Below are 20,742 nucleotides of genomic sequence, written 5' to 3'. Positions count from 1 at the left end.
CGCGCGACGGTGCGGGCGTGATCGACTCGGCTTCCGCGACCTCGGAGTGTCCGGGCCGGCGGGACACCCCGGTTTCCAGGGAGGCCCAGCCGCCCGCGACCACCCGCCCGTGGCGGGGCTGCTGGGGCCGCTGTGACCTACGAGACACGAGGGGTCGTTTCCGGGCGATTGTTCGCCTTTCGCAGGTCATCGCGCGGCGAGGAGGCGGGAGGGCTTGCACGCTGTGGTAATGCGCACGGTAGGCTAGACGATGCGCTCGCGGATCGTGTGTCTCGGCAGGGAGCAGGTGCGCGGTCGTCGGAGCCACATCATGATCTCACTAGGCGATCGTTCGGTGTGTCCGGCGACGGATCCGCTGGCGCGAACAGGTCACCGCGACACCAGCCTGCTGTGACAACCCACCGACCGGAGCAACCGCCCACATGACGAGCAGCATCGAGGCCCCCTCGAGCGCCACCCGGGTCACCCACGACGATCTCGGTTCCGAGGAGGCTTTCCTCGCCGCGATCGACGAGACCATCAAGTACTTCAACGACGGCGACATTGTCGAAGGCACCGTCGTCAAGGTCGATCGGGACGAGGTCCTGCTCGACATCGGCTACAAGACCGAGGGTGTCATCCCCTCTCGGGAGTTGTCGATCAAGCACGACGTCGACCCCGCCGAGGTTGTGACGGTTGGCGACCACATCGAGGCCCTGGTTCTCCAGAAGGAGGACAAGGAGGGGCGTCTGATCCTCTCCAAGAAGCGGGCGCAGTACGAGCGGGCCTGGGGCACGATCGAGAAGATCAAGGACGAGGACGGTGTCGTCCGCGGCTCGGTCATCGAGGTCGTCAAGGGTGGTCTCATCCTCGACATCGGCCTGCGCGGCTTCCTGCCCGCGTCCCTGGTCGAGATGCGGCGCGTGCGTGACCTGCAGCCGTACGTCGGGCGTGAGCTCGAAGCCAAGATCATCGAGCTGGACAAGAACCGCAACAACGTGGTGCTGTCCCGCCGGGCCTGGCTCGAGCAGACGCAGTCCGAGGTGCGCACCGAGTTCCTCAACAAGCTGCAGAAGGGCCAGGTCCGCAAGGGCGTCGTGTCCTCGATCGTCAACTTCGGCGCGTTCGTGGACCTCGGCGGCGTCGACGGTCTGGTGCACGTCTCCGAGCTGTCCTGGAAGCACATCGACCACCCGTCCGAGGTCGTCGAGGTGGGCCAGGAGGTCGAGGTCGAGGTCCTGGACGTCGACCTGGACCGCGAGCGTGTCTCCCTGTCGCTGAAGGCGACGCAGGAGGACCCGTGGCGGCAGTTCGCCCGCACCCACGCGATCCAGCAGATCGTGCCGGGTAAGGTCACCAAGCTGGTTCCGTTCGGCGCGTTCGTCCGCGTCGACGACGGCATCGAGGGTCTGGTCCACATCTCCGAGCTGGCCGAGCGCCACGTGGAGATCCCGGAGCAGGTCGTCCAGGTCGGCTCCGAGGTCATGGTCAAGGTCATCGACATCGACCTTGAGCGCCGCCGGATCTCGCTGTCGCTCAAGCAGGCCAACGAGGGCTTCGTCGAGGGCGAGGAGCACTTCGACCCGACCCTCTACGGCATGGCCGCGACGTACGACACCGAGGGCAACTACATCTACCCGGAGGGCTTCGACCCGGAGACGGGCGAGTGGCTCGAGGGGTACGACAAGCAGCGCGAGACCTGGGAGAACCAGTACGCCGAGGCCCGTCAGCGCTGGGAGGCCCACACCAAGCAGGTGCAGACCTCTCGCGCCGCCGACGCCGAGGCCGCTGCCAACCCGGCTCCCGCCGTCCCGGCTGCCGGTGGCGGCACCACCTCCTCGTCCAGCCCGGCCCCGAGCCGGCAGACCGAGGAGCCGGCCGGCACCCTGGCCACCGACGAGGCGCTCGCCGCTCTGCGGGAGAAGCTCGCCGGCGGTAAGTGACCCGCTGAACGACGACAGGCCCCGTCTCCCGCGATCCTCGGATCGCCGGAGGCGGGGCCTTCGCCGTGCCCGCCGCGCGGCTTTGTGGTGATCACGCGATGGCCTGGGCGCTGGCGGGGGCAGCGGTCCGGGGGCAGCGGTCAGGGGGCAGCGGTCACCTCACACGCTTTGCTCTGCTTCAACGGAGGAAACACTCGATGTCCGATTACCGGACGGCAGGTGTCTCCTGGGTTGAAGCAGAGCAAAGGGAGAGCGAGACAGATCCGGGGCCGGGCGGGTCAGGGCTTCCCCGCGGGGTGGACCTGTTTGGCGGGTGGCCCCCGATCCGGTTGACTGTCCTGGTGCTGAGGGTGGGATTGACCGGCGGGATCGGGTCGGGCAAGAGCGCGGTGGCCGCGCGGCTGGTGGAGTTGGGCGCGGTGCTCGTCGACGCCGACCGGGTCGCCCGGGAGGTCGTCGCGCCGGGCACCGAGGGCCTCGCCGAGATCGTCGCCACCTTCTCCGCCGCCGTGTTGGACGCCGACGGCGCGCTGGACCGCGCCGCGCTGGGCGCGCTGGTGTTCTCCGACGAGACCGCCCGCCGCCGGCTGGAGGCGATCACCCACCCCCGGGTACGGGCGCGGACCGCCGAGCTGGTCGCGGCGGCACCGCCGGACGCGGTCGTCGTCAACGACGTACCGCTGCTGGTGGAGGTGGGACTCGCGCCGACGTACCACCTGGTGGTCGTGGTGCAGACGGCCGTGCCGACCCGGCTCGAGCGCCTGACGCGCGACCGGGGAATGGCCCGCGCGGAGGCCGAGCGGCGGATCGCCGCGCAGGCCGACGACGATCGGCGGCGGGCCGTCGCCGACGTGGTGGTGACCAACGACGGCAGCCTGGCGGCGCTGCACTCCGCCGTGGACGCGTTGTGGCGGCAGCGGCTGCGACCCTACGAGCACAATCTGCGGCAGCGGCGGGTCGCGTCGTCGCCGGAGCGCCCCGACGCGGCGGAGGCCGACCCGAGCTGGCCCGAGCAGTACGCGCGGCTGGCGGCCCGGATCCGCCACGCGCTCGCCCCGGCGGACCTGCGGATCGACCACATCGGCGCGACCGCGGTGCCCGGGCTCGCCGCCGACGACGTCATCGACGTGCAGGTCGCCGTGCCCAGCCTCGCCGACGCCGACGGGCCGCTGGCCGAGCGGCTGGCGGGTGCGGGGTTCCCCCGGGTGCCGGGGCACTGGTGGGACGACCCGCGCCCGGCCGGCCGGGGGCGGTGGGAGAAGCGGCTGCACGGCAGCGCCGATCCGGGTCGTCCGGTGCGACTGCACGTGCGGGCGGCGGACTCGCCCGGCTGGCGGTACGCGCTGCTGATGCGGGACCACCTGCGCGCCGACCCGGGCCGACGGGCCGCGTACCTGCTGCTCAAGCGCGATCTGGTGGACGCGGCGCCGCACGTCGGTGACTCCGGCACGGCCGGCGACCCCTGGTTCGACGAGGAGTACCTGCGGGCCGAGCAGTGGGCCGCGCAGACCGGCTGGCGGCCCTGACTCCTGGTCAGCGTGCTCCGCGCGGTCGGCCGGCGGCACGCGGTGGCGGCGCGAGGCGGGGCACCACGGCGGGGGCGAGGTCCAGCTGGGCCCACGCGCCGGGGCCGGTGCGCAGCTCCACCCGGCGCAGCAGGCCGTCCCGGTCGATCCAGTGGCGCAGCCGTGCGGCGCCCGTGCGGAACTCCACGACGTCCACCGTCCGCCCGTCGACGAGGCCCTCGCGGACGCGCACGGGCGCGTCACGCCGCGCCGCCGGGTCGGCGGCGGCCACCGCGGCGACGACCAGCAGGTCCAGGTCGTCGCGGGCGGACCGGGTCGTCCGCCACCCGCCGGAGGGGACCGGGAACGGCGGCCGTCCGGGCGTCTCGGCCGTGCCACCACCACCGGCATCGGCGGGTACGTCCGCACGGTGCAGGCCGGTGGCGTCGCGGTGCAGGAGCGTCCGGCGATCGGGTACGCCCAGGTCGGCGATCGCCACATAGGCGGTACGGGCGGTCCAGCTCAACCAACCGGCGCCCCGCAGATTGGTGTCGACGCCCACCGGCGCGGTCAGCGTCAGCGTGGCGCCGCCCTGGCCACGCAGCCGGGCCGGCAGCGCGTCCCACCGCCGCTGCTCGGCCTCGGTGAGCGCCCGTGGCAGGCCGGGTCGACCGCCGAGCGCGTCCACCGGATGCAGCGTGGGACGGTCGATCCGGTCGAGGAGCACGGTGACCGGCCCGACACCGGGCAGTCGTGTCACCAGTTTGTGCAGCCGCCCGTCCCGGTCGAGCCAGTAGCGGGCCGACCCGTGGCCGGCCGCCGTCGTGGTGGCCCCTGCTGCGGTGCTGGCAGCCGTTGGCGTCGCGGCGGCCAGTGACGCCTGGAGTACGTCCAGCGGCCCGGCCGCGGCCGTCTCCTGGGCGACCCAGCGCGCGTCACCACCGTTCACGACCGGGTCCGGGCGGTCGGCGGCGAGGCCGAGGAGCAGGTCGAGGACCGACGCCAGGCTCGTGCCGGGGGTCAGGTGACGCAGCCGCCAGCGGTCCGTCGGCGGCACCAGCGGAGGCGCGGCCGGGGTGGGCACGGCCGTCGGGTCCGGTCGGACCACCAGGACCGGGCCGGCGCTCTGCAGCAGGCCCCGGTCGCCGCCCGCCCCCGGCCCGCCGACGTCCAGGTAGAGCAGGGGACGCGACCAGTCCACCCAGCCCACCAGCTCGGTACGGGCGGCACCTTCGCCGGCGGTGACGCGTACACCGGCGCGCAGGTCCCGCAGGTTGGTGACCCGCACGGCGGCCAGCCGGTCGGCCTCGGCGACGGTCAGCGGCCGGGCCGGCGCGGGGGGCTCGGGCGCCCAGCTCAGCAGCACCAGCACCAGCGCCGCCGCCGACGTCACGGCGGTCAGCGCGAGCAGGAGCAGCAGCGTACGGCGACGGCGGCTGGCCCGGGCCGGTCCGCCGCGGTGGCCGGTGTCGCCGACGTCGGTGCTCCGGTCCCCAGCGTCCGCGCGGCCGGTCCGGCGGTCCCGGACGCCGCGCCGGGCGCCGCGCTCCGAGGTGCCGGCGCTGCGGTCTCCGGTACCGGCGCGGGTGGTGCGGTCGGTGGTGTCGGTGGGAGTGCTGCGGTCCCTGGTACTGCCCGCGCCGGCGCTGCGGGCCGTGGTGTCGTCCCGGGTGGTGTCGTCGGAGGAGGGCGCCGGGGCTCCAGAGGTGTCCACGGATGTGAAACGGGTGGGACGGCATCGGGTGACGAGCCCGGAGGGGGAAGCAGGGGCGCTCGCGGCGGCCGGTCTGCGCCATGAGCGCGACCACACGGGTGCGCACGCCGGACGAGCCGGGTGCTGCGGACCGCTGTGCCGGGGGCGGCCGGCCGTGATGACGGCCTGGCCACCGGCCCGGTCGGCCGCCGCGAGCGGCCTACATGAAGAGGGTAGTCCCGGTGACATGGGCCACACAATGGGAATATTGAAGCCGATCACGTACCCTGCGCGACGGCCGAACATGTCGGACCTGCGGCGTACCGTTGAGGTCATGGCGCTCGACATTCCTCGGCTCGACGGCCGCTTCCAGGTCGTCAGCGACTACCAGCCGGCCGGCGACCAGCCGGCCGCCATCGACGACCTTGAGCGCCGGGTGCGGCGCGGCGACCGGACCTCGGTGCTCCTCGGCGCGACCGGCACCGGTAAGAGCGCCACCACCGCGTGGCTCATCGAGCGGCTGCAGCGCCCGACCCTGGTGCTCGCCCCGAACAAGACGCTCTGCGCGCAGCTCGCCAAGGAGTTCAGCGAGCTGATGCCGCACAACGCGGTCGAGTACTTCGTGTCGTACTACGACTACTACCAGCCCGAGGCGTACATCCCGCAGACCGACACCTACATCGAGAAGGACTCCTCGATCAACGAGGAGGTCGAGCGGCTGCGGCACTCGGCGACGATGTCGCTGCTCACCCGCCGCGACGTGATCGTCGTGGCCACCGTCTCGGCGATCTACGGCCTGGGCACCCCGGAGGAGTACCTGGACCGGGCGGTGAAGGTGAAGGTCGGTCAGGACCTCGACCGCGACCAGTTGCTCCGCCGGCTCGTCGACATCCAGTACACGCGCAACGACATGGCCTTCCAGCGGGGCACGTTCCGGGTCCGCGGTGACACGTTGGAGATCATCCCGGCGTACGAGGAGCTGGCGGTCCGCATCGAGCTGTTCGGCGACGAGGTGGAGAAGCTCTACTACCTCAACCCGTTGACCGGTGACGTGGTCCGCGAGGTCGACCAGTTGGTGATCTTCCCGGCGACGCACTACGCGGCCGGTCCGGAGCGGATGGAGCGGGCGATCCGCGACATCGAGGCGGAGCTGGCCGAGCGGCTGGCCGAGTTGGAGCGCCAGGGCAAGCTGCTGGAGGCGCAGCGGCTGCGGATGCGCACGACGTACGACATCGAGATGATGCGCCAGGTGGGCTTCTGCTCCGGCATCGAGAACTACTCGATGCACATGGACGGGCGGCTGCCCGGCAGTCCGCCGCACTGCCTGCTCGACTACTTCCCGGACGACTTCCTCACCGTGGTCGACGAGTCGCACGTGACGATCCCGCAGATCGGCAGCATGTACGAGGGCGACGCCTCCCGTAAGCGGATGCTCATCGACCACGGTTTCCGGCTGCCCAGCGCCGCCGACAACCGGCCGCTGCGGTTCGACGAGTTCCTGGAGCGGGTCGGCCAGATGGTCTGCCTCTCGGCGACCCCGGGCACGTGGGAGTTGGAGCAGTCCCAGGGCGAGTTCGTCGAGCAGGTCATCCGCCCCACCGGTCTGGTCGACCCGGAGGTCGTGATCAAGCCGACCAAGGGCCAGATCGACGACCTCATGCACGAGATCAAACTGCGGACCGACCGGGACGAACGGGTGCTCGTCACGACGCTCACCAAGAAGATGGCCGAGGACCTGTCGGACTACCTTCTGGAGAACGGCGTCCGGGTGCGTTACCTGCACTCCGAGGTCGACACGCTGCGCCGGGTCGAGCTGCTGCGTGAGCTGCGCAAGGGCGAGTACGACGTGCTGGTCGGCATCAACCTGCTCCGGGAAGGTCTGGACCTGCCCGAGGTGTCGCTGGTGGCGATCCTCGACGCCGACAAGGAGGGCTTCCTGCGCAGCGGCCGGTCGCTGATCCAGACCATCGGGCGGGCCGCCCGTAACGTCTCGGGTCAGGTGCACATGTACGCCGACAAGATCACGCCGTCGATGGCGGCGGCGATCGACGAGACCGACCGGCGTCGCGCCAAGCAGATCGCGCACAACGAGGCGCACGGCATCAGTCCGGAGCCGCTGCGCAAGAAGATCCACGACATCCTGGACGACATCTACCGCGAGGCGGAGGACACCGAGAACTCCCGGGTCGGTGGTGCGGTCCGTCAGCTCTCCCGGGGTAAGGCGCCGGTCAAGGAGACGCGCAGTCGCAGCCGGTCGACCGCCGCCACCACGTCGCGGGAGGGGATGGCCCGCGCCGACCTCGCCCAGCTCATCCAGGAGCTCAACGACCAGATGCTGGCCGCCGCCCGCGAGCTGCAGTTCGAGCTGGCGGCACGGATCCGCGACGAGGTCGCCGACCTGAAGAAGGAACTCCGCGGGATGGACGCCGCCGGGGTGAAGTGACAGCCGGGCCCGCCCACGCTCGACCGACCCGGTGACGAGCGGCGTGGGCGGGCGTGTCTCGGCCACGCATCGGGTGGGCGGTTCGTGCGGCGAGCGGGAAGGGCAGTCGGGTGCGATGACGCCGGTCGACGACGAGCTGGTCCTCGGGGTGCCCGAGATCCGTCTGCGTCCGTTCGTCGACCGGTACATCGGCTACCGGGAGCGCGCGGACGTGCCCCTGGTCCGTCGGGAGACCGCCGGCGCCTTCGTGGTGCTGATCCTGGGCTGGGGCGCGCCGCTGGACGTGGCCGATCCGCGCAGCGCCGAGCGTGGCGTCGAGCGGGTGGACTCGTTCGTGGCCGGCACCTTCGACGGCTGGTGCACCACCCGTACGGTGGGCGTGGGGGAGGGCGTGGAGCTGCTGCTGACCCCGCTGACCGCCCGGCGCGTCCTCGGCCTGCCGCTCGCCGGGCTGACGAACCGGGCAGTGGGCCTCGGGCACCTCCCCGGCCGCTGGCTCGAGCAGCTACGGCACCAGCTGGCCGACGCCGGAGGCTGGCCGCAGCGCTTCGCGCTCCTGGACGCCGCACTCGCCGACCGCCTGGCGGCGTGCCCACCCGTCGATCCCCGCCTCGACTGGGCCTGGCGATGGCTCACGGCGAGCGGTGGGCGCGGCGGTGTCGGCGAGCTCGCCACCCAGCTGGGGTGGAGCCGACGACATCTGTCGGCCCGGTTCCGGGAGGACGTCGGCCTGCCACCGAAGACGGCGGCCCGGTTGATGCGCTTCCAACACGCGCACGCGGCGCTGCGCGCTGCCGCCGCGACCGGATCGCCGCCCGGGCGTGAACGGGCCGTCGACTGGGCCGAGGTGGCGGTCCGGTGTGGCTACTACGACCAGTCGCACCTCATCCGGGACTTTCACCAGTTCGCGGGCGCCACACCGGCGGCGCTGCTCGCCGCACGCTCCCCCGTCTGACGTGAGACGCCGTCGGCGCGTGAGACCGACGGGCGGGGACGATCAGCCACTGAAGCCGCGCATGGTCAACTCCAGATCGCCGATCTGGCGGTGTCCCACCGCCCTGATGCCGCCATGTCGGCGACCTGGTGTGGATCAAGATCAATTCACGATCGACTCCGGTTCAGGGAAGTGGGGGTGTCCTGAGCGCGCTGACAGCCCGGTTTGCGGGAACCTGTGGGTCGGGCCGCTCCAGCGCCGCGATCGGGCGCAGGATGGGCTACCCGGGTCACATTCGTCCAATCGGGGAGTCGACTCCGGCCGGAGACTTGTCGCTATGCGAATCGTCTATCCGATCCTTCGTTATCCCGATCCCCGCGCCGCGATCGACTGGCTCTGTTCCGCGTTCGGTTTCCAGGTGCATGCCGTGCACGAGGCGCCGGACGGCACGGTCGCCCACGCCGAGCTCGTCCTCGACACCGGCATGATCATGCTGGGTCCTCGGGTCGGTCCGGCGTCTCCGGCGTCCGAGGACGACTGGTCCGTCTACGTGGCCGTGCCCGACGTCGACGCCCACTGCTCCCGAGCGCGTGCCGCCGGAGCGGACATCACCCGGGAGCCGTTCGACACCGACTACGGGTCGCGCGACTACGCCGCCCGTGACCTGGCCGGTATCCACTGGTCGTTCGGCACGTACCGCCCGTGAGCCGCGTACCGCCCGTGAGCCGCGTACCGCCCGTGAGCCGTGTGCCGGCCCGTGAGCCGTGTGCCGGCCCGTGAGCCGTGTGCCGGCCCGTGAGCCGTGTGCCGGCCCGTGAGCCGTGTGCCGGCCCGTGAGCCGCGGGTCGGCCCTGAGCAAAGTGCCGAGCCGAGTGCCGGCTGACCGCGCCTACCGACCTGAGCACTGAGCAGGAAGGGAGGCTTCGACGGCAGCGGATTCCCCGCCTTGCGTGATCGCCTCCGTTGCGGTGCGCCACCGCGCTATTGCACTGGGTGATCGTCCTGCGTACGCTCCCTCGATGGGGAGGCGGGGATGCCGTTGCCAACAAGTCCTGTCATTCGACGCGCGCGCCTCGGCGCTGAGCTGCGTCAGCTACGCCGCCGCGAGGCGCTGACCCTGGAACAGGTCTGCGACCGGTTGGGCTGGGCCTCGACGTCGAAGCTGTCCCGCATCGAGCTGGGGCAGAGCCGTCCGGATCTCGCCGACGTGCTGGATCTGCTCGACGTCTACCAGGTGCCCGGGTCGGTCCGGGACGCGCTGATCGTGATCGCGCGGGACGCGGCCACCAGCCGCGGCTGGTGGAAGGCGCTCGGCGAGATGAGTGAACGGCAGCGCGTGTACGCCGAACTGGAGGCGGGCGCGGCCGACATCGTCGAGTACCAGCCGGCGGTCGTGCCGGGGCTGCTCCAGACGGCGGCGTACGCGCGCTCGCGGGTCGCCGCCGGTGCCCTGCTCACTCCCGAGATCGACGTGGAGGCCGAGGTGCGGGCCCGGGCGCTGCGGCAGGAGGTGCTGCGCCGAGCCGATCCGCCGCGCTACACCGCGGTGCTCGCCGAGGCGGTGTGCGACCCGGGCGACCTGCCGGTCGACGTGTGGCGGGAGCAGCTACGGCACCTGGTGGCGGTGACCGGGCTGGCGCACGTGACGGTGCGGCTGCTGCCACGCGGGCTGGCCGGCGGCGGGCTGCACCCGCTCACGCCGTACTCCTGGTATGCCTTTCCGGACCCGGCGGACCCGCGGACGGTGATGCTGGAGGCGTTGACCACCGACGTGCGCCTGGCGACCGTGCTCGACGTCGACAGGTACGAGCGGATGACCGAGGCGCTGCTGGCGGCGGCGCTGTCGCCGGAGGAGACGGTCACCGCCCTGGCGCGCCGCGTCGGGCAGTAGGACTCGCCCGCGCGGCCACCGGGCCCGGCGCCCCCGAGTCCGTCGGGACCGGCGACCCGCGCGTGCGGGAGGCACGGTAACCCCGGGGTACGACAGGTCCACTCAGGCCGGTACGTCGAGGAAGTGCTCGACCACCGGCGGCCCGGCGAAGTGCGGCCCGATGAGCGCGCGCCACTGCGCGAACCGTTCGGTGTCCCGGAAGTTCTTCTCGTGCGCCTCGACCGAGTCCCACTCCACGAGCAGCACGAAGCGGGTGGGGGACTCGATGCCCCGGGTCATCCGCACCGAGCGGCAGCCGGGCGTCCCGGCGAGCACCGGGTGGCCCTCGGCGTACGCGGCGGCGAACGCGTCCTCGTGTCCGGGCAGTACGTCGATCAGCGCGACCTCAAGCACCATGCCGGAAAGCCTCCCACGGCTCGGGGTAGCGCGGGTGCCGCGGGGTCTGTTCCGGCGTCGACACACGCCCTAAGGTCACACAACATGATCATCGACTGGCTGACCGCTACCGCGTTCCGGGTCGGGGGCGTCGGCACGACCTGGGCGGAGCTGCTGGGGTTCGCCACCGGCGTGCTCAACGTGTGGCTGGTGGCCCGGCAGCGCGTCGCCAACTGGCCGATCGGCATCGCCAACGTGCTGCTGCTCATGCTGCTGTTCTGGACGGCCGGGCTGTACGCCGACGCCGGCCTTCAGGTCGTGTACGTGGCGCTCGGCTGTTACGGCTGGTGGCACTGGTTGTTCGGGGGCGAGCGTCGGACCCGCCTGACGGTGAGCCGGACCGGCGGGCGGGAGTGGGCAGCGCTGGCGGCCGCGGGTGTGCTGCTCACCGGCGCGCTCTGGGTCCTGCTGGACCGGGCCACCGACTCGACGGTGCCGCTGCCGGACGCGCTGACGACGGCGCTGTCCCTGCTGGCGACGTACGGGCAGACCCGCAAGCGGGTGGAGAGCTGGTGGCTCTGGATCGCGGCCGACCTGATCTACATCCCGCTGTACGCCTACAAGGGGCTGCATCTGACGGCCGTGCTGTACCTGGTCTTCCTCGCGCTGTGCGTGGTCGGGTTGCGGGCCTGGCGAGCCGATGAGCGCCGGATCGACCGGGGCGCCCCGGCGGCGCCCGGCCCGGCCCCGGTGAGCGCGTGAGCGCGACCGCGCCGGCGCGACGCCCCGAGTTCGGGCACGGGATGGTGGTGGGCAAGTTCTATCCGCCGCACGCCGGACACCATGCTCTGATCGCGGCGGCGGCCGCCCGCTGCGCCACGGTCACCGTGGTGGTGGCCCCGTCACGCCGGGAGTCCATCTCGCTCGCGGCCCGGCTGGACTGGCTGCGCGAGGCGCACGCGGACACACCCTGGGTCCGGTTTGTCGGCCGGTACGACGACCATCCGGTGGACTACGCCGACCCGGCGGTCTGGGACGCGCACTGCGCCGTGTTCCGCGAGGCGGTCGGACCGGAGCAGGTGGACGCCGTCTTCTCCTCCGAGGCGTACGGACCGGAGCTGGCCCGCCGCTTCGGGGCCGTACCCGTGTCGGTCGATCCGGATCGGCGGACCGTGCCGGTCTCCGGCACGGCGGTCCGCGCGGACCCGGCGGGCCACTGGCGGTGGCTGAGCCCGCCGGTGCGGGCCGCTCTCGTGCGGCGGGTGGTGGTGGTCGGCGCCGAGTCGACGGGCACCACCACGATGGCCGAGGCGCTCGCCGCCCACTACGGGACCGTCTGGGTGCCGGAGTACGGGCGGGAGTTGACGGCCCGCAAGCTCGCCCGGCTGCGGGAGCGGTCGCCCGGGGCGACGATCTTCGACGTCCGCTGGGACCGCGACGACTTCCGCGCGGTGGTGCGCGAGCAGCAGGCGGCCGAGGACGCGGCGGCCCGGTCGTCGGGGCCGTTGCTGTTCTGCGACACCGACGCGCGGGCCACCGCGATCTGGGAGGAGCGCTACCTGGGCAGCGCCTCGCCGCAGGTGCGGGCCGCAGCCCGCCGGCCGGCGCTCTACCTGCTGACCGACCACCGGGGCGTGCCGTTCGCCGATGACGGGTTGCGCGACGGCGAGCACCTGCGGGCCTGGATGACCGGGCGGTTCCGCGACGAGCTGGCCGCCAGTGGTGTGCCGGTGGTGGAGTTGACCGGATCGCACGCCGAGCGGTTGGCGCGGGCCGTGCGGGTCTGCGACGACCTGCTGGCCGCCGGCTGGTCGTTCGCGGACCCGATCACCGCACCCGACACGCTAGCCTCCTAGGACGGTCAAGGGGGTGTGTGGTGGGTACCGCCTGCCCCAGGTGTGATCACGGCGCGTGGTGGGCAACAATGGTCCGCGAGGAGGGGAGTATTCCCCCGCGACGAAGTCGTCAGCACGGACGATCGCCGGATTCTCGGTGACCGACCCGGCTTCGTCGGTCGCCGACCCGTTCGCGGGTCGGGGGCGGAAGAGACCTCCGACAGTCACCAGAGTGAGCGACAGCGGCACGCCGGCCCCGGCAGGGGCGTACGGTGTGCCCGACGCCGCGTGTCTGCCGGAGGAATGAACGTTGGACGTGTCCGGATTGGTGTGGGCGGGAACCCTCGTCGCACTGTCTGCGGTGCTGCTCGTCGACCTGCTGATCATCGGTCGGCGCCCGCACGAGCCGAGCGTGCGTGAGTCGAGCCTCTGGGTCGCCTTCTACGTCGGCCTCGCGCTGCTCTTCGGCGTCGGCGTCTGGCTGACCTCGGGGGCCAGCTCGGCGGGGCAGTTCTACACCGGCTGGCTCACCGAGTACAGCCTCTCGGTGGACAATCTCTTCGTCTTCGTCATCATCATGGCCCGGTTCGGGGTGCCCCGGCAGTACCAGCAGAAGGTGCTGCTCATCGGCATCGTGTTGGCGTTGGTGATGCGCGGCGGGTTCATCGCCGCCGGAGCGGCGTTGATCTCGCAGTTCTCCTGGGTCTTCTACATCTTCGGCGCGTTCCTCATCTACACGGCGGTCAACCTGGCCCGCCAGGGTGAGCCGGACGAGGACGAGTTCTCCGAGAACGTCCTGATCCGGTGGAGCCGCCGGGCGCTGCCGATCTCCAAGGGCTACGACGACGCGAAGCTGACGACCCACGAGAACGGGCGGCGGCTGTTCACGCCGATGCTGATCGTGATGATCGCGATCGGCACCACCGACCTGATCTTCGCGCTGGACTCGATTCCGGCGATCTTCGGCATCACGCAGGAGCCGTACCTGGTCTTCACCGCGAACGTGTTCGCGCTGATGGGTCTGCGTCAGCTCTACTTCCTGCTGGGCGGCCTGCTCGACCGGTTGATCTACCTGAGCTACGGGCTGGCCGTCGTCCTGGGCTTCATCGGGGTCAAGCTCGTGCTGGAGGCGCTGGCCGACAACAACCTGCCGTTCATCAACGGCGGGGAGCACGTCGCGTGGGCGCCGCACATCCCGATCTGGCTGTCCCTGCTGGTCATCATCGGCACGCTGGGCATCGCGACCGTCGCCAGCCTGGTCAAGTCCGCCCGGGACCGACGTCGCGAGCTGGCCGAGGCCCGGCGCTGAACGTCGCCGTCCGGGCGCGGTGACGCGCCCGGACGGTCAGACCCGGTGCACGCCCACCAGGGTGGCCGTGCGGTCGGCCGGTAGGGGCTCCTCCACCACCCGCCGTCGTCGGTAGCAGGCGTGCAGCATCCGTCGGTCCGTCGAGCCGTCGGCGGCGGCGGTGACGATGCCGATGTGGTGGATCTTGCGGCCGGGTCGGGCGAAGAAGTAGAGGTCGCCGGGGCGCTCCGCGCCCAGGTCGAGGGGGGTCGTCGCCACGGCCTGGTCGTCGGCGTCGCGGGGGAGGAGCACCCCGAACCGCCGCCAGGCCAGGTGGACGAGGCCCGAGCAGTCGATGCCGTACGCCGACAGCCCACCCCAGATGTAGGCCACGTCCAGCAGCCGCTGGGCCACCGCGAGCGCGTCGGCGGCGCTGGCCGGCCCGCTCGCCGGCCCGACGAGGTGCCCGTCGGGCAGCCAGAGCGGCGCGGCCCGACCCGGGACGTGGACTGCCCGCCAGCCGTCGTGGGCGGGACCGGCCGGTACGAGACGGGTGCCCACGACGACACCCGGCAGCACCACCGGTCCGTCCGGAAAGGCGTGCAGCCCGGTGACGGTGGCGTCCACGACGAGCGGGTCGCCGCCGACGACCGGGTCCTGCGGGGCCAGCTGGTCGGCGGGGAGCCAGCCCGGGTAGCCACGGGGATCGAGCTTGGCGGCCGGCTGCTCGACGGCGACGACCCGGGCCCAGCCGTCCGGGCGCAGCTCGTCGATCAGCACCCGCTCGCCGAGCAGGAGCTGACTCAACACGCAGTCGCCGACCTGCTGGTCGGTGTCGAGGCCGGAGACCCAGGTCGGGATGTCGACGCCGGCCGTGAGGGCGGGACGGTCGACCGGCCGGACCGCCTCGGGAGATGACCACAGCGTCGCCACCGCGACCCGGACGAGGGCCTCGCGGCCCGGTTGAAGCTCCACGTCGACCCCCAGCTCGTCTCGGCTGTCGGGGAGAACCCTATGAAGAAAAGCGACGAACCTCAACCACGAGTCTGCATCTTTACTTCAGTCAGACCGGAAATGCCCAGGCCAGGCGCGTCTGGTAGGACCACGGTCGACCCCTCGTAGCGGATCCCACCCTGTACCGGCGACCAGGCGAGCCACCAGGCCGCGTCCAGGTCGGCGACCGCCGTGGTGCCGTACGCGGCCACCAGACTCGCCGCCGCGCCGATGCCCACCTGACTCTCCATCATCGACCCGACCACCGTGCCGAGCCCGTGCGCGCGGGCCAACTCCAGCAACGTGCGCGCCGGGTGCAACCCGCCGCACTTGGCCAGCTTGACGTTGACCAGATCGGCGGCCCGACGGCGGATCACCTCCACCAGGTCGCGGACCCCGAAGACCGCCTCGTCGGCCAGGATCGGCACCGACACCCGGTCGCTGACCCACGCCAACCCGTCCAGGTCCCAGCGGGCCACCGGCTGCTCGACCAGCTCGACGTCCAGCTCGGCGTCCTCGATGCCCCGGATCACGCGGACCGCCTCGCGCGGCGTCCAGCCCTGGTTGGCGTCCAGCCGGATGCGCACGCCATCGCCGACCGCCGCGCGCACCGCCCGTACCCGGTCCAGGTCACCGGCCGCATCCGTCCCGACCTTGAGCTTCAGCACGCCGAAGCCGTCCGCCCGCCGCTGGCGCGCGGCCGCCGCCAGGTCGACCGCGTCGCCCGCGGCCAGGGTGACGTCCGTCGGGACCCGCAGGGTCGTGCCGCCGAGCAACCGCGCCAGGGGTACGCCCAGACGCCGCGCCGCCAGGTCGTGCAGCGCGACGTCCACCGCCGCCTTCGCCGCCTCGTTGCCGACCACCGCGCGCTGCACCTCGGCACAGCGGGCCACCAGGTCGTCCGGGTCGCGTCCGGTGAGCAGTGGACCGAGCAGTTCCCGGACGCAGGCCTCGGCCCCGGCGACCGAGGCCCCGGTGACCTGCCACACCTGCGGCGCCTCGCCGAAGCCGGACCGACCGTCGGTGTCGACCAGCTCGACGATCAGGGTGTCCACCGTGGTGGTACGGCGCAGCGCGGTGACGAACGGGGTGTGTAAGGGGGCGGAAACCCGGTGGGTGCGTACCGCCGAGATCGTCATGTGGGGCGCGGCTTGAGACCCCTCCGCTTGCAGGCGAAGAAGGAAACGCCGCTACCTCCCTTCGATATTCGTGTTACACGATGGACCGCTGGAATGTGAGGCATGGGTCATGCGGCGAAGCGAGCGTACAGGTATCACTTCTATCCGACCGCCACGCAAGTCGAGCAGCTCAGCCGCACCTGACCTTCCGCGATCTTGCACTTTCTGTGGCGAAATAAGGGGCATCTCACGCGTATCGGCAACTCAAACTGCAAGATCGCCGGGGCCGGGGCCGGCCGCAGTGTGGCGGAGGAGGCCACTTGGGGCAGCCTGTACGCGTACCCGGGGCGGACTGCCTCGGTTCAGGGAGGGGGACCGGATGGCCGGGCGGGACTGGGAGATGGTGGGCGCGCCGAACGCGCGTGACCTGGGTGGCCTCGTCGGCGTCGACGGGCGGCGCGTACGCGTCGGGCAGTTGATCCGCACCCCGGCCCTGGGCCGGCTCACCGACTCCGACCTGCCGGTGCTGGCGAAGCTGGGCCCGGCGTGCGTGCTCGACCTGCGGGACGGCTCGGAGATCGCGGTCGCCCCGACGGACCGGCTGGTCGGCGAGCCCCGGGTGGTGCACCTGCCGGTGCACGATCCGGAGCATCCGGTCTTCACGTACGTCTCGGCGGTGCTGCTCGGCCACGACCTCGACTCCTACGAGGAACTGGCCCGGCAGGGCACGGCGGGGGCGATGGCCGAGATCTACCGGTGGTTCGTCACGGGGGAGTCGGCGCGGGTCAACTTCGGCGCGGCGGTGCGGCTGGCCGCCGCGCCGGACAATCTGCCGTTGGTCTACCACTGCTCGGCCGGCAAGGATCGCACCGGCTGGCTCACCGTCATCCTGCTCACCGCGCTCGGGGTGGACGAGGCCGCGATTCGCGCCGAGTACCTGCGCAACAACGAGCTGACCGGCAGTCTGCGGGCGGTGATCGTCGAGGCGATGCGCCGGCGGAACCCCGAGCTGAACGTCGACGCGGTGCTGCCGGTGCTGGAGGTCCGCGCCGAGTACCTCGACGCCGGCTACGACGAGGTGCGCCGGGTGCACGGCTCGTTCGACGGCTACCTGCGCGACGGGCTGGGGCTGACCGAGGACGTCCTCACGGCGTTGCGGGCGCACCTGCTGGAGTGACCGGCGCCTCGGCGCGGGCGGCCCGACCGGCGACGATCAGCGCCTGGCCGGCCGCGTACGTCGCCATCACCAGGACCGGCGCGCCGGGGGGCTCGGCCACGCCGGCCACCCCGGCCGCGATCAGCAGGTCGGAGCCGAGGAACAGGGCGGCGCCGAGGCCGACCCGCCGGCCCTGGGTGACGGCGGTGGTGGCCATCGCCGCCAACGCGAGCGCGTAGCCGGCCACCGGCACGGCCAGTCCGGCGTCGGTGAGCCCTGGCCACATCCAGGCCAGCGCGGCGACGGTGAGCACCGCGTACCCCACCGGAACCACGACCAGCGGTGGCCGACGCAGCGCGGTCGCGGCGCCGTCGCGGGTGAAGGCCGCGAGGTAGCAGAGGTGCGTGCCGAGGAAGCAGGCCATGCCGGCGAGAAACCAGCCGGTGCCGGCGACCAACAGCGCCACGTCGCCGCCGGTCGCGAAGGCCAGCCCGGCGAGCACCAGCCGGTCCGGCCGGGCGCCGCGGTCGGCGGCGACCCGCCAGAGGTACGCGGCGAGCAGCGGCATCAGCAGCGGCTTGGTGAGCGTGAACGCCAGGTCGCTGTCGGTGGCGTTGGCCAGCAGGTTCGCCGCGGTCACGGCGAGGAAGGCGGCCAGGATGGTGCGGCTGCGGGGCATCGGCGGCTCCGGGGTGGGGGTCCCGGCAGTGTAGGGCAGGCGGGGTGGGCTCAGAGGCGGTGGCGGGCGGCCCAGACCCGGGCCGAGACGCGGGCGAGGAGCTGGCAGGCGTCGTCGTCGCCGTCGCCCAGGTCGGTGGTGGTGCACACGGCGATCACGTACGGCGGGGCGTCGTCGGGCAGCACCACGCCGACCCCGTGGCGCACACCGCGTACCCAGCCGTTCTTCAGCGCGATGCGGGTGCCCTCGGGCAGGCCGGCGGCCAGATCCTCGCGGTGCTCCTGCGCGAGCAGCACGTCCAGCATGGCGGCGCAGCCGGCCGGCGAGGCCAGGGGGCCGGGGGTGGTCGCGCCGCTGGCCAGCGCTCCCAGCACGGCGGCCAGGTCGGCGGCGGTGACGGTGTTGGTGATGCCGGCGTCGCGGGCCGCGAAGTCCTCGATGCCCCGGCCGGTGACGCTGTCGCGGGCGCCCGCGACAGCCCACACCTGCGCCACCGCGGGCAGCCCGACGTGCCCGATGACCAGGTTGGTGGCCAGGTTGCTGGACCGCACGATCATCCGCTCGGCCAGCCAGCGCAGCGACGCCGTGGCGCCGAGCCGGTCCCAGACCGCGTCGTCGTTGTCGTAGTGCGGGGCGCAGGAGAACCGGGGCGCGCCGGGCTGGGCCGAGTCGAACTCGTTGACCACCGGGACGTGGGCGTCCAGGTCGAGCGTGCCGGCCTCGGCGGCGCGGTGCAGCGCCCCCAGCACCGCCACCTTCATGGTGCTGGCCGCGTAGTGGCCGGCGTGGGCGTGGCGCGTCCAGGTCGGCGGCGCGTCGAGTCGACCCACGTACGCCGAGACGGTGCCCGGCACCGCGTCCAGGAGGGCGTCGAGATCATCCCAGGTCATGCCGGTGACCGTAGTCGAGGAGGACGACGTCGGACGGACGTACCCCGGCGGGAAAGCGAAAGGGCGCGTCGGCCGCAAGCGGCCGACGCGCCCGGTGCCGGTGTGGGTCAGCCGGCGTGCTTGCGGCGGGCGGCGGCCCGGCCACGCTGCTGCTGGTCGAGCACCACCTTGCGGATGCGCACCGCGGTCGGGGTGACCTCGACGCACTCGTCCTCGCGGCAGAACTCCAGCGCCTGCTCCAGCGAGAGCTTGCGCGGCGGGATCAGCTTCTCGGTCTCGTCCGAGGTCGAGGCCCGCATGTTGGTGAGCTTCTTCTCCTTGGTGATGTTGACGTCCATGTCGTCGGAGCGCGAGTTCTCGCCGACGATCATGCCCTCGTACACCTCGGTGGTCGGCTCGACGAAGAGCTGACCGCGCTCCTGCAGGTTGATCATCGCGAAGGCGGTGACCACGCCCGACCGGTCGGCGACCAGCGAGCCGTTGTTGCGGGTGCGCAGCTCGCCGAACCACGGCTCGTACGATTCGAAGACGTGGTGCAGGATGCCGGTGCCCCGGGTGTCGGTCAGGAACTCGGTGCGGAAGCCGATCAGGCCGCGCGCCGGCACCAGCCACTCCATCCGGATCCAGCCGGTGCCGTGGTTGACCAGCTGCTCCATCCGGCCCTTGCGGGTAGCGAGGAGCTGGGTGATCGCGCCCAGGTACTCCTCCGGGGCGTCGATGGTCAGCCGCTCGACCGGCTCGCAGGTCTTGCCGTCGATCTCCCGGGTGACGACCTGCGGCTTGCCGACGGTCAGCTCGTAGCTCTCCCGGCGCATCTGCTCGACCAGGATGGCCAGCGCCAGCTCGCCGCGGCCCTGCACCTCCCAGGCGTCCGGTCGCTCGGTGGGCAGCACCCGCAGCGACACGTTGCCGATCAGCTCCTTGTCGAGCCGGTCCTTGACCATGCGGGCGGTGACCTTGGAGCCCTTGACCTTGCCGACCAGCGGCGAGGTGTTGGTGCCGATGGTCATCGAGATGGCCGGCTCGTCGACGGTGATCAGCGGCAACGCCACCGGGTTCTCCACGTCGGCGAGCGTCTCACCGATCATGATCTCCGGGATGCCGGCGACGGCGATGATGTCGCCCGGGCCGGCGGTCTCGGCCGGCTTACGCTCCAGGCCCTCGGTCATCAGCATCTCGGAGATGCGGACCCGCTGGGTGCTGCCGTCGGTGCGGCACCAGGCGACCGTCTGGCCCTTGCTGATCGTGCCCTGCCGGACGCGGCACAGCGCCAGCCGGCCCAGGAACGGCGAGGCGTCGAGGTTGGTGACGTGCGCCTGCAACGGCGCGTCGTCCTCGTACGCGGGGGCCGGAATGGTGTCCAGCAGGGTGCGGAACAGCGGCTCCAGGGAGTCGCTGTCGTCGGGCACCGAGCCGTCGGCGGGCTGGGTCAGCGAGGCGATGCCGTCCCGGGCGCAGGCGTAGACGATCGGGAAGTCGATCTGCTCCTCGTCGGCGTCCAGGTCGAGGAAGAGCTCGTAGGTGTCGTCCACGACCTCCTTGATCCGGGCGTCCGGACGGTCCACCTTGTTGATCACCAGGATGATCGGCATCCGGGCCCGCAGCGCCTTGCGCAGCACGAAGCGGGTCTGCGGCAGGGGACCCTCGCTGGCGTCGACGAGCAGCACCACGCCGTCGACCATGGTGAGGCCGCGCTCGACCTCGCCGCCGAAGTCGGCGTGGCCGGGGGTGTCGATGATATTGATGGTGACCGGGTCGGAGCCGTCCGCCGGCAGGTAGCGCACGCCGGTGTTCTTGGCGAGGATGGTGATGCCCTTCTCCCGCTCCAGGTCACCGGAGTCCATCACCCGCTCGGTCGTCTCGCCTCGTGCGCCGTACGCGCCGGCCTGCCGCAACATGGCGTCGACCAGGGTGGTCTTGCCGTGGTCGACGTGAGCGATGATGGCGACGTTGCGGAGGTCGGTGCGAAGCTGCATACCCTCTATCCTTCCGCCTGCGCTCGCGCAGGCTGCGTCGGGGT

18 protein-coding genes are annotated in these 20,742 nt (G+C 72.3%); 11 read left to right on the top strand and 7 right to left on the bottom strand.

The genetic code is table 11. The features are described 5' to 3' along the window. The first annotated feature begins 422 nt into the window (after positions 1 to 422). Both rpsA and coaE read left to right on the top strand, forming a co-directional pair. Positions 423 to 1,922 (top strand): 30S ribosomal protein S1, encoded by a 1,500-nt coding sequence (gene rpsA / locus ACQPZK_RS22050; RefSeq protein ID WP_433534815.1) that lies wholly within the window; start codon positions 423 to 425, stop codon positions 1,920 to 1,922. Positions 1,923 to 2,263: 341 nt separating this feature from the next. Further along, positions 2,264 to 3,448 carry a dephospho-CoA kinase gene (coaE, locus tag ACQPZK_RS22045; RefSeq protein WP_433534814.1) on the top strand — a complete coding sequence of 395 codons (1,185 nt, stop codon included), beginning with the start codon at positions 2,264 to 2,266 and terminating at the stop codon, positions 3,446 to 3,448. Between the two features lie 7 nt (positions 3,449 to 3,455). On the opposite strand, the gene ACQPZK_RS22040 is transcribed toward coaE, so the two are convergent. Next, positions 3,456 to 5,141, bottom strand: coding sequence for a hypothetical protein (locus tag ACQPZK_RS22040; protein WP_433534813.1), 1,686 nt, complete (start codon positions 5,139 to 5,141; stop codon positions 3,456 to 3,458). A gap of 313 nt (positions 5,142 to 5,454) precedes the next feature. Here ACQPZK_RS22040 and uvrB point away from each other — a divergent pair, with 313 nt between their 5' ends. The 4 genes from uvrB to ACQPZK_RS22020 all read left to right on the top strand — a co-directional run bounded on the left by uvrB (position 5,455) and on the right by ACQPZK_RS22020 (position 10,388). Beyond that, positions 5,455 to 7,563: an excinuclease ABC subunit UvrB gene (gene uvrB, locus ACQPZK_RS22035; RefSeq protein ID WP_433534812.1), complete on the top strand. Its 2,109-nt coding sequence runs from the start codon at positions 5,455 to 5,457 to the stop codon at positions 7,561 to 7,563. A gap of 115 nt (positions 7,564 to 7,678) precedes the next feature. After that, complete coding sequence (locus ACQPZK_RS22030) at positions 7,679 to 8,518, top strand: helix-turn-helix domain-containing protein (protein ID WP_433534811.1); 840 nt, start codon at positions 7,679 to 7,681, stop codon at positions 8,516 to 8,518. A 316-nt stretch (positions 8,519 to 8,834) separates the two neighbouring features. Next, a complete protein-coding gene (locus ACQPZK_RS22025; RefSeq protein WP_433534810.1) occupies positions 8,835 to 9,203 on the top strand; it encodes a VOC family protein in 369 nt (122 codons plus the stop codon). A gap of 327 nt (positions 9,204 to 9,530) precedes the next feature. Then, positions 9,531 to 10,388: a helix-turn-helix domain-containing protein gene (locus ACQPZK_RS22020; RefSeq protein ID WP_433534809.1), complete on the top strand. Its 858-nt coding sequence runs from the start codon at positions 9,531 to 9,533 to the stop codon at positions 10,386 to 10,388. Between the two features lie 102 nt (positions 10,389 to 10,490). On the opposite strand, the gene ACQPZK_RS22015 is transcribed toward ACQPZK_RS22020, so the two are convergent. Continuing rightward, a complete protein-coding gene (locus ACQPZK_RS22015; protein WP_433534808.1) occupies positions 10,491 to 10,784 on the bottom strand; it encodes an antibiotic biosynthesis monooxygenase family protein in 294 nt (97 codons plus the stop codon). An 84-nt stretch (positions 10,785 to 10,868) separates the two neighbouring features. Here ACQPZK_RS22015 and pnuC point away from each other — a divergent pair, with 84 nt between their 5' ends. From pnuC to ACQPZK_RS22000, 3 genes are all read left to right on the top strand, one after another. Then, a complete protein-coding gene (pnuC, locus tag ACQPZK_RS22010) occupies positions 10,869 to 11,525 on the top strand; it encodes a nicotinamide riboside transporter PnuC (RefSeq protein WP_433534807.1) in 657 nt (218 codons plus the stop codon). Next, positions 11,522 to 12,619: an AAA family ATPase gene (locus tag ACQPZK_RS22005; RefSeq protein ID WP_433534806.1), complete on the top strand. Its 1,098-nt coding sequence runs from the start codon at positions 11,522 to 11,524 to the stop codon at positions 12,617 to 12,619. Before pnuC ends, ACQPZK_RS22005 begins: the two co-directional genes overlap by 4 nt. A 289-nt stretch (positions 12,620 to 12,908) precedes the next feature. Beyond that, complete coding sequence (locus tag ACQPZK_RS22000; RefSeq protein WP_433534805.1) at positions 12,909 to 13,907, top strand: TerC family protein; 999 nt, start codon at positions 12,909 to 12,911, stop codon at positions 13,905 to 13,907. Between the two features lie 36 nt (positions 13,908 to 13,943). Here the strand turns inward: ACQPZK_RS22000 and ACQPZK_RS21995 are convergent, their stop codons facing one another. Together ACQPZK_RS21995 and ACQPZK_RS21990 are read right to left on the bottom strand one after the other, a co-directional pair. Next, positions 13,944 to 14,861, bottom strand: a complete 918-nt coding sequence (locus tag ACQPZK_RS21995) for an NlpC/P60 family protein (protein ID WP_433534804.1) — start codon at positions 14,859 to 14,861, stop codon at positions 13,944 to 13,946. Between the two features lie 59 nt (positions 14,862 to 14,920). Beyond that, a complete protein-coding gene (locus ACQPZK_RS21990) occupies positions 14,921 to 16,018 on the bottom strand; it encodes a mandelate racemase/muconate lactonizing enzyme family protein (RefSeq protein ID WP_433534803.1) in 1,098 nt (365 codons plus the stop codon). A 102-nt stretch (positions 16,019 to 16,120) separates the two neighbouring features. Between ACQPZK_RS21990 and ACQPZK_RS21985 the strand changes: the two genes are divergently transcribed. Further along, positions 16,121 to 16,201, top strand: a complete 81-nt coding sequence (locus ACQPZK_RS21985) for a helix-turn-helix domain-containing protein (RefSeq protein ID WP_433539275.1) — start codon at positions 16,121 to 16,123, stop codon at positions 16,199 to 16,201. Positions 16,202 to 16,376: 175 nt separating this feature from the next. Beyond that, the gene (locus ACQPZK_RS21980) at positions 16,377 to 17,174 is read left to right on the top strand and encodes a tyrosine-protein phosphatase (RefSeq protein ID WP_433534802.1); all 798 of its coding nucleotides are present in this window, start codon (positions 16,377 to 16,379) and stop codon (positions 17,172 to 17,174) included. On the opposite strand, the gene ACQPZK_RS21975 is transcribed toward ACQPZK_RS21980, so the two are convergent. From ACQPZK_RS21975 to typA, 3 genes are all read right to left on the bottom strand, one after another. Beyond that, positions 17,143 to 17,832 (bottom strand): lysoplasmalogenase, encoded by a 690-nt coding sequence (locus ACQPZK_RS21975; protein WP_433534801.1) that lies wholly within the window; start codon positions 17,830 to 17,832, stop codon positions 17,143 to 17,145. The genes ACQPZK_RS21980 and ACQPZK_RS21975 overlap by 32 nt on opposite strands. Positions 17,833 to 17,882: 50 nt before the next feature. After that, positions 17,883 to 18,722, bottom strand: a complete 840-nt coding sequence (locus ACQPZK_RS21970) for a serine hydrolase (RefSeq protein ID WP_433534800.1) — start codon at positions 18,720 to 18,722, stop codon at positions 17,883 to 17,885. A gap of 107 nt (positions 18,723 to 18,829) precedes the next feature. Continuing rightward, on the bottom strand, positions 18,830 to 20,698 hold the full coding sequence (typA, locus tag ACQPZK_RS21965; RefSeq protein WP_433534799.1) for a translational GTPase TypA: 1,869 nt from the start codon (positions 20,696 to 20,698) through the stop codon (positions 18,830 to 18,832). Positions 20,699 to 20,742 lie beyond the last annotated feature (44 nt).

The organism is Micromonospora sp. CA-249363 (assembly GCF_050950185.1).
Lineage (GTDB): Bacteria > Actinomycetota > Actinomycetes > Mycobacteriales > Micromonosporaceae > Micromonospora.
This window is presented reverse-complemented; position numbering and strand designations above follow the sequence as displayed.